Consider the following 13,047-nt stretch of genomic DNA (forward strand, 5'->3'; position numbering starts at 1 on the left):
GTTTAACTTATACGAGTCCTTATCCTTATTTCCTCCCTTAAATTCGGTACGCACATAAAGGGTATCATTGCGTGTTATGTTAAGCAGGTTAAAATCAGAAATCTTATACTTTTTATTGCTATTGATTGTACCAATTTTGGTGCATTTATTCCAATTAAGACGCTTTAAGAAACAAGAATTTACTAACGTAAAATTGCTCAAAGAACTAGAAATTCAAACACGTAAAAGTTCAACAATCAAAAAATGGTTATTATTAGCCACTAGATTACTTCTTTTAGCAGCTTTAATCATTGCTTTTGCCCAACCTTTTTTCAAATCAAAAGAAGCAAACAAACAAAACAATGAATTAATTGTAGTTCTAGATAATTCTTTTTCAATGCAAGCCCAAGGTAATAAAGGTGAATTATTGAAACGCGCCATTCAAGAAATTTTAGAGAATACCCCTGAAAACCAACAACTATCAGTAATAACCAATGATCAAAATTTTTACGATAGCGATATTAAAAGTATTCAAAAAGATTTGCAGAATCTAAACTATTCATCTACCACATTCCATCCACAGGCTATTATGGCTAGAATTGAGGCTAAAAAACCTGGTGTTCCTAAAGATATTTTATTTATTACTGATGCTGTAGGCCTAAAAGATCAATTAAAGGCTTCACTTCATGAAGACTCTACTATTTACATTCAGAAATTAGAAGCAAATGAAACCGAGAATGTTACTATTGAGAATGTTCAAATTAGTCAAATTTTGGATCAATTTTACGAATTAAAAATCAACTTTAAATTCTATGGTGATTTACAAGCCGACATTCCAGTTGCTATGTATAATGGCAAAAAACTGGTTGCAAAATCTTTAATTTCAAAAGAAAAACCTCAAAAAGAAATATTTTTCACCATTCCAAAAAATAATTTTCATGGTTATGTTCAAATCGAAGATAATGCTTTAAGTTATGACAACACTTTTTATTTTAGTATTTCAAAACCTGAAAAATCGAGTGTTCTAGCGATTGGGAAACCTGAAAAAAACAATTTTTTGTCACGAATTTATACTTCAGATGAATTCAATTTTTCCAATTCTGAACTCATTACTTTAAACTACAGTTCACTAGAAAGTCAAGATGCCATCATACTTAATGAAATTCCTGAAATTCCAACAGCGTTAACTACCACCTTGAAAAATTATTATGAAAAAGGCGGAACAATTGTATTTATTCCCGCAGTAGAAGGTAATACCGCATCATATAACTCATTCCTAAAAACATTTGGTTCAATAAGTTTCAATTCTAAAACTTCAGATAAACAGATTACAAAAATTAGTTTTAACCACCCAATTTATGTAAATGTTTTCGAGAAAAAAGTAAACAATTTCCAATATCCAAAAGTTTCCTCAAGTTGGTCAACAAATGGAAAAGCCCTACCTGTTTTACAGTTTGAAGATCAAAATATTTTCCTTGGTAATCTTACAAATCGTTTAGGAAATTTATATTTTTTTAGTGCAGCAATTGACAAGCAAAATTCGAATTTCCAAAATTCACCATTAATTGTTCCTACCTTTTACAACATGGGACAAAACAACAATAAAACAGGATTAAATGGATTTATCATTGGTGAAAACAATTTTACAATTATCAATGAAACCATTGCTAAAGATAATGTATTAAGTGTTTCAAATGCTGAAAATAGTTTTATCCCTATGCAGCAAATTTTGAATAATAAAATCAAATTAACTTTTGGAAATTATCCTGAAAAAGCAGGAAATTATTCGGTTTTGAAAGACAAAGAAATATTAAAAAACATCAGTTTTAATTACCCTCGATCAGAAAGTAATTTAACAGAAATAAACAACGATTTTTTTGATCATTGTACAACTATAAACTCCATCAGTACATTTTATAACGACATACATTCCAATCGAACAAATAGTGAAGTTTGGAAGTCTTTTATACTAGCAACACTACTTTTATTACTAACGGAACTACTAATCCAAAAATTTGTCAAATGAGACTTTTAATTAAACACGCAACACTGATTGACAAAAATAACGCCTTTCACAACCAAAAAATTGATATCGAAATTACAAATGGAGTTATAACGGCTATTGAAAAAGATATAACTCCAAAAGAAGACAATCACGTCATTACAAAAGAAAATCTTTACGTTTCAAAAGGTTGGATAGACACCTCGGTTGTTTTTGGAGAACCAGGATATGAAACAACCGAAACCATTGAAAATGGATTAAAAGTTGCCGCAAAAAGTGGATTTACAGATGTATTGGTACATTCCAATACTAATCCAGCCATTGACAATCAATCGGTGATTCATTTAATGCAAAATAAAGCTCAAGAAAAAATCACACAATTACATGTTGTTGGATGTATGACTAAAAACGCTGAAGGAGTAGATTTGGCTGAACTATTTGACATGAAAAACGCAGGAGCGATTGCTTTTGGTGACTATAAAAAACCAACTCCAAACGCGAATCTCTTAAAAATAGCATTGCAATATACCCAAGATTTTGATGCAACAATTTTTGCCTTTCCAATGAATAAAGACATCAAAGGCAAAGGTTTTGTAAATGAAGGAATCGTCAGCACAAAACTAGGAATGAAAGGAATACCTGCTTTAGCTGAAGAATTAGACTTGGAACGAAATTTATCTTTATTGGCCTACACTAATGGTAAAATGCATGTGCCTATGATTTCTACAAAAAAATCAGTAGAATTACTTAAAGAAGCAAAAGCAAAAGGATTACACATTACTTGTGGAGTATCGGTAAATAATTTAGTTTTAACCGATGAAGAACTGACCAACTTTAACTCAAATACACGTTTAATGCCTCCTTTAAGATCAGAAACAGATCGACAAGCGTTAATTGAAGGCATTTTAGATGGAACTATAGACGTAATAACAAGCGATCATTGTCCTGTAAATGTAGAAAACAAACGATTAGAATATGATTTAGCTGATGACGGTTCAATAGGTTTAGAAAGTATTTTTGGTGCATTGCAAAAAGTCTTACCCCTAGAGGTGATTGTGGAAAAACTTACGCATCATTTAGGATTATTGAAAGAAAATCCAATTAGGACAGGAACAAAAGCAAAATTAACGTTGTTCAACCCTACAACTGATTGGACTTTTGAACCAAAAAATATTACATCTTTCTCTAAAAACGCTATAATGCTAGGAAAAAAAATGAAGGGTGAAGTTTATGGTATAATTAATGGAGAAAAATCAAACTTATAAATACTGAAATCATCATTATCGATACGTTTATTGAAAATTACTTAATACCAATTATTAAAAAGGTAATGCAAAACATAAGAACTGAAAATAAAATTTAAATATATGAAAGAAAACAATACACCTGCAATTATGGCTTATATTACCATCATTGGTTCTATTGTTGCTATTTTAATGAATACTGAAGAAAAGAAAACAGAATTTAATAGTTTCCATATTCGTCAAGGCTTAGGTATCAATTTAAGTTTTCATTTATTTAGTTATTTTATTGGTTACTTTGATAGTTGGATTGTTTCTGTGGCTTATTATGTATTGACATTGGGGTTATTAGCAACTGGATTTATTGGTGCAGCTAATCGTGAAAAAAAATTAGTCCCTATTGTTGGACTAACTTTTCAGAATCTTTTTAAAAATTTATAAAACATGAGTTTACACTATTTGGTAAGAGAACCAAAAATTAAGTTAGAAAAAAATCCTGCTTTGGTTTTGTTACATGGATATGGAAGTAATGAAGAAGATTTATTTTCTTTTGCCAGTGAATTACCAGAAGACCATTATGTAATTTCTGTTCAAGCTCCCTATCCTTTACAAGGTGGATTTGGATATGCTTGGTATGCCATTTATTTTGATGCCGATGAAAACAAATTCTCAGATGATCAGCAAGCGAAAGAATCTATTCATTTAATTGCACAGTTTTTAGATGAAATCACGAGTAAATTACCAATAGACAAACAAAAAATTAGTTTAATAGGGTTTAGTCAAGGAGCAATTCTTAGCTACGGTGTGGCGTTTACTTACCCAGAAAAAATTTCTAAAATAGTAGCATTAAGTGGGTATTTTAATGAAAAGCTTTTACCTGAATCATTTGATGTGAACAAAATGCAACATATTAATTTTTTTGCTTCTCATGGCAGTGTAGACCAAGTAATACCGGTGGAATGGGCAAGAAAAACACAACCTTACTTAGAAAAATTAGGTTTACCTATCACCTACAAAGAATACCCGGTAGGTCATGGCGTAGCGCCACAAAATTTTTGGGATTTTAAAAATTGGTTGGAGCAGAATTAATTTAAATGACTGAAAACGAAATTTTAATTGCTGCTTCAAGTATAAAAAATTTAAAAGGCTTGACCGTAAATGAAATGTTGTTTCATAGCAATTTAATGAATGAATTTGACCTTGCAGTTAATGAAAAAAATCTAAGCAAAATAAAATTTATTTTAAATGCTTTAAATTTAAATCACGAGTCAATTCAAGAGATTATAAAAAAAATAGCGACTTAATTGTCACTATTTTTATTTCGTAGAATCTTTTTTCATTCCTTCAGGGTCTCCTTTCATTTCAGGTTCATCACTCTCAATAATTTTCAAATCTTTCGCTAAAGCTGGTTTAAATAATACATTATCATTATAAATAAGTGCATACCCCCCTTTTTGCTTTAATTCAAAATCCTTAAACTTAAAATTCTCCCCTTCGTCTTCTCTAGTTAATACGATAGATTCTTTAGAATCAGGAAGAAAAACTTCTGCACGTAAACTGTCATCTGCAATGAAAAAATAAGCATTTTTACTATTTCCTAAAGAGTCTTTTGCAATTGAACTTAATCGATACCCTTCTTCAAAAACGCGAATACATTTTTCATCCAAATTAGACCATTTGTAACCTGCTTTTAAATCACATCCATGCTCATTTTTGTCATCAATAATTTGATTTTTTCTCAACGAATCAATCTCAACCATATTCTCTGATTTTCCTGATGATTTTAAAATATAATCACAAGATAAAAAACTTGTAATAATACACAGTAAAGGGAGTACTATTTTTTTCATTTTCTTAGTTTTGAGCTATTAAGATAATTGAAATCATTTATTGGTATACATTACCGTTTCAATCGTTTCAAATTCGGAAGGTTTATTCTCATTGTGAAAATATTTTACCAAAATTTCACCCCAAACTTTTCCGTCAGAATAATTAGCAATAATCCATCTATGATTCAAAAACTTCACCTGATCAATTATAAAATTAGTTCCATTTATTGGTTCATAGGGTACTAATTTATTGCCTCCTTTTGCCGAATTCAACTCCATAATATCTTCTTTCACTTTTGCTTTTACTTTAGCATAATCAGAAGGATAAAAATACTCTTGTGCGTCCGAGTTTTGTTCTAAAGAAAAAGCGTTGGCTTCTAGCAAATGACTAATAGAATCACGAGCAATTTTAACTTCTTTTCTTGAATTTTGTACAACTTGTTCACTCTTATTCAATATTTTACTAGAATTGACATATTGAAAAATATTAATCAACAAAGAAAATAAAAAACCATAAAGTAAAAGGTGTTTTTTCATAACTATTTAATTTCAATTTCTAAATTATCATAAGCCAAATACACATTTTTTGGCAACATTTTTTGCACTTCATCATGAAATCCCATCAGATGACTAATATGTGTTAAATATGCTTTTTTAGGCTGCACCAAAGATATGAAATCTAATGCTTCTTCAATATTAAAATGTGTATTATGTGGTTCAAATCGCAACGCATTAATCACTAAAACAGCTATCCCTTTTATTTTATTTACCTCGGAAATATCCATCGACTTGACATCAGTTAAATAAACAAAACTTCCTATTTTATATCCAAAAATTTGCAAATTACCATGACTAGCGTTAATAGGTTCAATTTCAACTTGTTTGACTTTAAAAGAATCGTTCACTTTCACTTCAATAGCGTTAACTGAAGGTGCTCCAGGATATTTATTTTCAGATTCAAAAATATAATCAAAGCGACGAGCTAAATTTTCTAATACACGACCATGAGCGTAAATAGAAATGTCGCCTTGAGCAAAATAAAAAGGCCTAATATCATCTAATCCAGCTGTATGATCAGCATGCTCGTGTGTGAACAACAAAGCATCTAATCTAGGACATTTGCTAACTAACATTTGCTGTCTAAAGTCTGGACCACAATCTATTACAATAGAAAAATCATCACTGTGTACCCATACTGAAACACGTAATCGTTTGTCTTTGGGATTGTCACTTAAACAAACCGAATGATGACTTCCGATGACTGGAATACCTTGTGAAGTACCCGTACCTAAAAAATAAACTTTCACCGCGTTAAATTTTAGCAAAAATACTAAAATTGACTTTTTAAAACCTTATAATTTATTAACTTTGCCTAATAAAATAAATTGCCCTACATACGTTTATTGTAAAAAAATAAAATGACAACCGAAATAAAACTTAGAGGAGACAAGGTAATTGAACAAATTCCTTCGATAAAAGATAAAGCTTTACGCATTAATCTTAATGAAAATATTTACGGTACGTTTGCTGAAATTGGCGCTGGTCAAGAAACTGTGAGACATTTTTTCAGAGCTGGTGCTTCATCAGGAACCATCGCCAAAGCTATGTCTGCTTATGACAAAGACTTTAGTGATGCCATTTATGGTGTGGAAGACGACGGACGATATGTAACTGAAAGTCGTCTTAGAAAAATGTTAACTCATGAAGTAAAACTTATTGAACAACGTTTAAAAAGAGATAAACACCCGAATAAAATTTTCTTTAGTTATGCTAATACGGTTGCAACTATTGACTTCGCAAAACAATTTAAAGGACATGGTTGGGTAGGAATTAAATTCCAAGTTGAGCCAGACGAAGATTATAACGAAATTATTTTACACATTCGTTTTAGAGAAAACGATGCTCGTTTACAGCAAGAAACACTAGGTATATTAGGGGTGAATTTAATTTATGGAGCTTTCTACAAGCATAATGATCCTAAAAAATTATTACGTTATTTATATGACCATTTAGACAAAGACCAACTAGAAATTGACACTATTAATTTCTCTGGTCCTCGTTTTGCTAATGTTGACAATCGATTAATGTCTTTACAATTAGTTAAAAATGGCATGACAGATGCAGTTATGTTTAATCCAGAGGGTAAAAATGTTTTGCCTGCAGCTGTTTTGTATAAGAAAAATATTTTAGCTTTAAGAGGAAGTTTTAGGCCAGTTACCAAGGTAAATATGGATATGTATCGACAATCCTATGAAATGTTTATTGAAGAAAACAAAGTAGACACTAAAAACACATTCGTTGTTTTTGAAATTACTTTGTCAAATCTAAAAGCAGAGGGTGAAATTGACGAAAGAGATTTCTTGGATCGAGCTGAATTATTATGCTCTTTAGGACAAACCGTTATGATTTCAAATTTCCAAGAATATTTTAAAGTAGTTGAATACTTCTCTAGCTTTACAAAATCACGTATGGGATTAGCCATGGGAGTGAGTAATTTGATTGATATTTTTGACGAAAAATACTACCGCCATTTATCTGGAGGAATACTTGAAGCCTTTGGAAAACTATTCTATCGCGATTTAAAAGTTTATTTATATCCAATGAAAGACCCTGAAACTGGAGAAATCATTAATTCTGACAACCTAAAAGTACATCCAAGAATGAAAGAATTATACAAATTCTTTAAATTCAATGGTAAGGTTGTTGATATTAAATTATATGATGACAAAATCTTAGAAATTTTCTCTAGAAAAGTTTTAAAAATGATTAGTAAAGGTGAATCTGGCTGGGAAGAAATGCTACCAGAAGGAATTGCCGAAATCATCAAAAAGGACAAACTTTTTGGCTATGAAAAAACAAAAGAATTAGCAAAATAAAAATAGCCGACTTTTCGTCGGCTATTTTTATTTTAAAATCTGAGCTGCGTGAGCTTTCGTTTTTACTTCTTTAATAATATCTTCTATTACCCCTTCCTCATTTATAACAAATGTAGTTCGGTGAATACCATCATACTCTTTACCCATAAATTTCTTTGGGCCCCAAACTCCAAAGGCATTAATTATATTCTTTTCCTCATCAGCTAATAACGCAAATGGAAAATCATATTTTTCTTCAAACTTTTTTTGTGCTTTAGCACTATCTGCACTTACACCAAGTAATTCATAATTATTAGCCTTGAAACGTTCATAATTATCTCTTAAATCGCAAGCTTCTGCTGTACATCCAGGAGTATTAGCTTTTGGGTAAAAGAAAACAACTAATTTTTTTCCTTTGTAATCAACTAAAGAATGTGTGGTTCCATTTTGATCAATTCCTGAGAAAGCAGGAGCTGCATCACCTATTTTTAAATGTGTCATTTATTTTAATTTTTAGTTTTAGATATTAAAGTTATCTGTTATTTTTGATCTGTGCAATCAAAAATACAAAAATGACTAAGAAAGAGAAATCAACATTTGTTATAAATACGTTAAATGAACTTTATCCAGAAATTCCAATTCCGTTAGATCATAAGGATGCATATACCTTATTAATTGCCGTTTTACTTTCTGCTCAATGTACAGATGTTAGAGTAAATCAAATTACACCACTTCTTTTTGCAAAAGCTGATAATCCCTATGATATGATTAAAATGAGCGTGGAAGAAATCCAAGATATTATAAGACCTTGTGGATTATCACCAATGAAATCAAAAGGAATCTATGGATTATCTAAAATATTAATAGAGAAACACAATGGCAATGTCCCTCAAAATTTCAAAGATTTAGAAGAATTACCCGCTGTTGGACATAAAACGGCAAGTGTTGTTATGAGTCAGGCTTTTGGTGTTCCTGCTTTTCCTGTTGATACTCACATCCATCGATTAATGTACCGATGGGGATTATCTGATGGCAAAAATGTAGAAAAAACAGAAAAAGACGCTAAAACTTTATTTCCAAAAGAACGCTGGAATGACTTACACCTTCAGATAATATGGTATGGAAGAGAATATTCTCCAGCACGAGGTTGGGATTTAGACAAAGATATAATAACCAAAACCATAGGAAGGAAAGCGGTAATTAATGAATATTATAAAAAAAAGGCTCCAAAATAAATTCTGGAGCCTTTCTTAGTTTGAAAGACTTTCAAAAGTAAGATTACCAGCCCTCACTATTTTTAATGCTTTCGAATAACTCAAAATTAAATCAACCGTTGTTTTAGATGGTAAAAGCTTTTTGGTAGTAGCTTCTTTTTTCTTAGAGTAAAGTTTTGCCATATAATAGTTTTATTTCTATTACAACGCAAACCAAAATAATTTATTGTATTAATTCGTTAAAATTATTCTATTTTTTTCAATTAACTTTCTTAGATTAATTACGGCATACCTCATTCGTCCTAAGGCTGTATTAATACTTACCCCAGTAATATCAGCAATTTCTTTAAAACTCAAATCATCATAAAAGCGCATTTTCAAAACTTCTCTTTGATCTTCAGGTAAAGACTCTACTAATTTTTTTAAATCTTTCTCAACTTGAAACTCAATTAATTTACCCTCAATGTTTTGAGCAGAATCTGACATGGAATTAAAAATACTATACTCTTCTGTCTCTCGTTGCATAGGCATTTTTTTATTCTTTCTAAAAAAATCAATAGTCTGATTATGAGCAATACGCATCAACCAAGGTAAAAACTTGCCCTCTTCGTTGTAAGCGTTTGTTTTAAGAGTCTTAATAACTTTAATAAAAGTATCTTGAAAGATATCATCACTTATAGTTGTATCTCCCACTTTAGAATAAATAAAGCCATACACTTTAGCTTGATGTCTTTCAATCAAAATAGCCAATGCAGATTCATCACCGTCAATGTAGTTCTTTAATAAAATAGCATCTGAAAGCTGTACACGATTTACCATAGTAATACCTTTTAGAGTTAATTAAGTTTGGTCTAGAAATTCTAAAAAGTATTTTTGTTACTATAGGCTATTTAGGTTTTTGGGTTAGTCAAGAACAAATATAATGTTAAATATTTCAAAAAAACAAATATCAATTAAAAATTTAACAGTTTTCAGACAATAAAACAAGATATTTTAATAGAAAAAAGTGAAAATTAGATTATAAACTATTACTAAATTAATTCATTTTGATATCAGTCTAATACCTTTTTCGAACTTATAATTTGTATCTTTGCGAAAATTCATTTTTTGGCATGGAAAAGAAAGACATAACTGGATTAGATCCCAAAAAACATATCTTAATTAAAGGAGCGCAATTACACAATTTAAAAAATATTGACGTAGCCATTCCAAGAAATGAATTGGTTGTGATTACAGGACTTTCAGGATCTGGAAAATCTAGTTTAGCTTTTGACACACTTTATGCAGAGGGTCAACGCCGATATGTTGAAAGTTTATCTTCTTATGCGCGTCAGTTTCTAGGTAAATTAGACAAACCAAAAGTGGAGTACATTAAAGGAATTGCTCCTGCTATTGCCATAGAACAAAAAGTAAATACTACAAATGCTCGATCTACTGTAGGTACTTCAACTGAAGTTTACGACTACTTGAAATTGCTTTTCGCAAGAATCGGAAAAACGTACTCCCCTATTTCTGGTCAAGAAGTAAAAAAACATACCGTTTCAGACGTTGTAAACTTTATTCAAACCTTACCTCTTGAATCAAAATGGTTGTTATTAGCTCCTATCCATTTGGAAGAAGGTAGAAAGTTAATTGATAAACTTAAAGTATTGCTACAACAAGGTTTTGCACGTATTTTAGTAGACAATCAAACGGTTCGTTTGGATGATTTTGTGGCTACTCTAGAAATGATTGATGAAAAGACACTTACTGATAAAGAAATAGTGTTGATTGTAGACCGTATTGTGGTTAAAAATGAAGAAGAATTTTTTAATCGAATTGCAGATGCTATACAAATTGCCTTTTATGAAGGTAAAGGGGAATTGTCTGTACAAAATGCTGACACAAATGAAAAAACTGTTTTCAATACGAATTTTCAATTAGACGGATTAGATTTTTTAGAACCGAACATCCATTTATTTAGTTTTAATAATCCTTATGGTGCTTGTCCAAGTTGTGAGGGCTATGGAAATATTATAGGCATTGATGAAGAATTAGTGATTCCTAATACCGCTTTATCCATTTATGAAAACGCAATTTTTCCATGGCGAGGGGAGAGTATGAGTTGGTACCGTGATCAATTGGTGAATAATTCACATCATTTTGATTTCCCAATACACAAACCCTACTTTGAATTGAGTGCAGCACAAAAGCAATTGGTATGGGATGGAAATCGTTATTTTACTGGTTTACATGATTTCTTTGCCGATTTAGAAGCAAATAATTATAAAATTCAAAACAGAGTTTTATTATCAAGATACCGAGGAAAGACAAAATGTCCAACTTGTAAAGGAAAACGCCTTCGTCAAGAAGCCAATAATGTAAAAGTAGGTGGGAAAACAATTTCTGATTTAGTTGATTTACCAATTATTCAACTTATTCCTTTTTTCAACGAATTACAACTCTCTGATTACGATTACAAAGTAGCCAAAAGGTTATTGTTAGAAATTCAAAATCGTTTACAATTTTTAAACGATGTGGGACTTAATTATTTAACTTTAAACCGAAATTCATCCACTTTATCTGGAGGTGAATCACAGCGCATAAACTTAGCTACATCTTTAGGAAGTAGTTTAGTAGGATCGATGTATATCCTAGACGAACCAAGTATCGGCTTACATCCAAAAGACACCGAAAAATTAGTTACTGTTTTAGAAAATTTGAAAAAATTAGGTAATACAGTAATTGTGGTTGAACATGATGAAGATATTATGAAAGCGGCTGACATGATAATTGACATTGGTCCAGAAGCAGGGACTCATGGTGGACAGTTAGTGGCACAAGGAAAATACGACGATATTTTAACTTGTGATTCTTTAACTGCTCAGTATTTATCTGGAAGATATGTCATAGAAGTACCTAAGAATAGAAGAAAATTTAAAAATCATATAGAAGTTAAAGGTGCTCGAGAAAATAATTTAAAAAATATTGACGTAACTTTTCCTTTAGACTGTTTAACTGTTATTACGGGAGTTTCTGGAAGTGGAAAAAGTACACTTGTGAAGAAAATATTATTTCCAGCATTGCAAAAAAAATTAACTGGATTAGGTGATAAAGCCGGACAATTTACTGCTTTAGAAGGAAGTTATTCACATATAAAGAATATTGAATATGTAGATCAAAATCCTATTGGGAGAAGTTCACGATCTAATCCGGTGACTTATATCAAAGCCTATGACGATATTCGCGATTTATTTGCTAAACAAAATACGTCTAAATTAAGAGGTTACCAAGCCAAACATTTTTCATTCAATGTTGATGGAGGACGCTGTGAAACCTGTAAAGGTGATGGTGAAGTTACAATAGAAATGCAGTTCATGGCCGATGTTCACTTGGAATGTGAAACGTGCCAAGGAAAAAGATTTAAAAAGGAAGTATTGGAAGTTAATTTTGAAGGAAAAAACATTGATGACGTATTAAAAATGACCATCGATGAAGCCTTGGAATTTTTCAATCTACACAAGCAAACTAAAATAACTCAAAAACTGCAACCCCTACAAGATGTTGGTTTGGGTTATGTACAACTTGGTCAATCTTCTTCAACTTTATCTGGTGGAGAAGCGCAACGTATAAAATTAGCTTCTTTCTTAGTTAAAGGTGCTACAAAAGAAAAAATGTTATTTGTTTTTGACGAACCAACAACCGGTTTACATTTTCATGATATTAAAAAATTATTAGCTTCATTTGATGCCTTAATAGATAAAGGACATTCCATAATCGTAATTGAACACAATTTAGATTTAATTAAATGTGCTGATTATATCATAGATATTGGTCCTGAAGGTGGTGATAAGGGTGGGAACTTAGTCGCATTTGGTTCTCCTGAAGAAGTTGCTAAAAACAAAAAATCTATTACGGGGATTTATTTAAAAGAGAAATTGAATTAAT

The 13,047-nt window shown here is 30.9% G+C and carries 14 protein-coding genes; 8 read left to right on the forward strand and 6 right to left on the reverse strand.

From position 1 onward, the window contains the following. Window positions 1-76: 76 nt before the first annotated feature. From QZ824_RS03455 to QZ824_RS03475, 5 genes are all read left to right on the forward strand, one after another. Window positions 77-2,005, forward strand: a complete 1,929-nt coding sequence (locus tag QZ824_RS03455) for a VWA domain-containing protein (protein WP_291274638.1) — start codon at window positions 77-79, stop codon at window positions 2,003-2,005. Continuing rightward, complete coding sequence (locus tag QZ824_RS03460; RefSeq protein ID WP_291274639.1) at window positions 2,002-3,246, forward strand: dihydroorotase family protein; 1,245 nt, start codon at window positions 2,002-2,004, stop codon at window positions 3,244-3,246. The genes QZ824_RS03455 and QZ824_RS03460 overlap by 4 nt, the downstream gene beginning before the upstream one ends. 102 nt (window positions 3,247-3,348) lie before the next feature. Further along, window positions 3,349-3,663 (forward strand): hypothetical protein, encoded by a 315-nt coding sequence (locus tag QZ824_RS03465; protein WP_291274640.1) that lies wholly within the window; start codon window positions 3,349-3,351, stop codon window positions 3,661-3,663. Window positions 3,664-3,666: 3 nt separating this feature from the next. Next, window positions 3,667-4,311, forward strand: coding sequence for an alpha/beta fold hydrolase (locus QZ824_RS03470; RefSeq protein ID WP_291274641.1), 645 nt, complete (start codon window positions 3,667-3,669; stop codon window positions 4,309-4,311). Window positions 4,312-4,316: 5 nt separating this feature from the next. Continuing rightward, window positions 4,317-4,526, forward strand: a complete 210-nt coding sequence (locus tag QZ824_RS03475) for a hypothetical protein (RefSeq protein WP_291274642.1) — start codon at window positions 4,317-4,319, stop codon at window positions 4,524-4,526. A 12-nt stretch (window positions 4,527-4,538) separates the two neighbouring features. Here the strand turns inward: QZ824_RS03475 and QZ824_RS03480 are convergent, their stop codons facing one another. Genes QZ824_RS03480 through QZ824_RS03490 form a run of 3 tightly spaced genes read right to left on the reverse strand, consistent with a single transcriptional unit; the run spans window position 4,539 to window position 6,358 of the window. Beyond that, on the reverse strand, window positions 4,539-5,072 hold the full coding sequence (locus QZ824_RS03480; protein WP_291274643.1) for a hypothetical protein: 534 nt from the start codon (window positions 5,070-5,072) through the stop codon (window positions 4,539-4,541). Window positions 5,073-5,105: 33 nt separating this feature from the next. Beyond that, window positions 5,106-5,588 (reverse strand): hydrolase, encoded by a 483-nt coding sequence (locus QZ824_RS03485; RefSeq protein WP_291274644.1) that lies wholly within the window; start codon window positions 5,586-5,588, stop codon window positions 5,106-5,108. A gap of 2 nt (window positions 5,589-5,590) precedes the next feature. Further along, window positions 5,591-6,358, reverse strand: a complete 768-nt coding sequence (locus QZ824_RS03490; RefSeq protein ID WP_291274645.1) for an MBL fold metallo-hydrolase — start codon at window positions 6,356-6,358, stop codon at window positions 5,591-5,593. A 111-nt stretch (window positions 6,359-6,469) separates the two neighbouring features. Here QZ824_RS03490 and QZ824_RS03495 point away from each other — a divergent pair, with 111 nt between their 5' ends. Next, entirely contained in the window at window positions 6,470-7,927 is a 1,458-nt protein-coding gene (locus QZ824_RS03495; RefSeq protein ID WP_291274646.1) for a TonB-dependent receptor, read from the forward strand. 27 nt (window positions 7,928-7,954) lie between these two features. Here QZ824_RS03495 and bcp read toward each other — a convergent pair whose 3' ends face one another. Beyond that, window positions 7,955-8,407: a thioredoxin-dependent thiol peroxidase gene (gene bcp / locus QZ824_RS03500; protein WP_291274647.1), complete on the reverse strand. Its 453-nt coding sequence runs from the start codon at window positions 8,405-8,407 to the stop codon at window positions 7,955-7,957. A 71-nt stretch (window positions 8,408-8,478) separates the two neighbouring features. Between bcp and nth the strand changes: the two genes are divergently transcribed. Next, window positions 8,479-9,141 (forward strand): endonuclease III, encoded by a 663-nt coding sequence (gene nth / locus QZ824_RS03505; RefSeq protein WP_291274648.1) that lies wholly within the window; start codon window positions 8,479-8,481, stop codon window positions 9,139-9,141. Between the two features lie 15 nt (window positions 9,142-9,156). On the opposite strand, the gene QZ824_RS03510 is transcribed toward nth, so the two are convergent. Both QZ824_RS03510 and QZ824_RS03515 read right to left on the reverse strand, forming a co-directional pair. Beyond that, on the reverse strand, window positions 9,157-9,303 hold the full coding sequence (locus QZ824_RS03510; RefSeq protein WP_291274649.1) for a hypothetical protein: 147 nt from the start codon (window positions 9,301-9,303) through the stop codon (window positions 9,157-9,159). 48 nt (window positions 9,304-9,351) lie between these two features. Further along, window positions 9,352-9,939, reverse strand: a complete 588-nt coding sequence (locus tag QZ824_RS03515; RefSeq protein WP_291274650.1) for a sigma-70 family RNA polymerase sigma factor — start codon at window positions 9,937-9,939, stop codon at window positions 9,352-9,354. A gap of 293 nt (window positions 9,940-10,232) precedes the next feature. On the opposite strand from QZ824_RS03515, the gene uvrA reads away from it, so the two are divergent. After that, entirely contained in the window at window positions 10,233-13,046 is a 2,814-nt protein-coding gene (gene uvrA / locus QZ824_RS03520; protein ID WP_291274651.1) for an excinuclease ABC subunit UvrA, read from the forward strand. Window position 13,047 lies beyond the last annotated feature (1 nt).

Source organism: Flavobacterium sp. (genome assembly GCF_021151785.1).
Classification (GTDB): Bacteria; Bacteroidota; Bacteroidia; order Flavobacteriales; family Flavobacteriaceae; genus Flavobacterium.

Bases quoted from the DNA above. Each gene is read 5' to 3' on its own strand.
- QZ824_RS03470 (WP_291274641.1), top strand. From the start codon at position 3,667: ATGAGTTTACACTATTTGGTAAGAGAACCAAAAATTAAGTTAGAAAAA.
- bcp (WP_291274647.1), bottom strand. From the start codon at position 8,407: ATGACACATTTAAAAATAGGTGATGCAGCTCCTGCTTTCTCAGGAATT.
- QZ824_RS03510 (WP_291274649.1), bottom strand. From the start codon at position 9,303: ATGGCAAAACTTTACTCTAAGAAAAAAGAAGCTACTACCAAAAAGCTT.
- QZ824_RS03475 (WP_291274642.1), top strand. From the start codon at position 4,317: ATGACTGAAAACGAAATTTTAATTGCTGCTTCAAGTATAAAAAATTTA.
- QZ824_RS03460 (WP_291274639.1), top strand. From the start codon at position 2,002: ATGAGACTTTTAATTAAACACGCAACACTGATTGACAAAAATAACGCC.
- nth (WP_291274648.1), top strand. From the start codon at position 8,479: ATGACTAAGAAAGAGAAATCAACATTTGTTATAAATACGTTAAATGAA.
- QZ824_RS03480 (WP_291274643.1), bottom strand. From the start codon at position 5,072: ATGAAAAAAATAGTACTCCCTTTACTGTGTATTATTACAAGTTTTTTA.
- QZ824_RS03515 (WP_291274650.1), bottom strand. From the start codon at position 9,939: ATGGTAAATCGTGTACAGCTTTCAGATGCTATTTTATTAAAGAACTAC.
- QZ824_RS03485 (WP_291274644.1), bottom strand. From the start codon at position 5,588: ATGAAAAAACACCTTTTACTTTATGGTTTTTTATTTTCTTTGTTGATT.
- QZ824_RS03465 (WP_291274640.1), top strand. From the start codon at position 3,349: ATGAAAGAAAACAATACACCTGCAATTATGGCTTATATTACCATCATT.
- QZ824_RS03495 (WP_291274646.1), top strand. From the start codon at position 6,470: ATGACAACCGAAATAAAACTTAGAGGAGACAAGGTAATTGAACAAATT.
- QZ824_RS03455 (WP_291274638.1), top strand. From the start codon at position 77: ATGTTAAGCAGGTTAAAATCAGAAATCTTATACTTTTTATTGCTATTG.
- uvrA (WP_291274651.1), top strand. From the start codon at position 10,233: ATGGAAAAGAAAGACATAACTGGATTAGATCCCAAAAAACATATCTTA.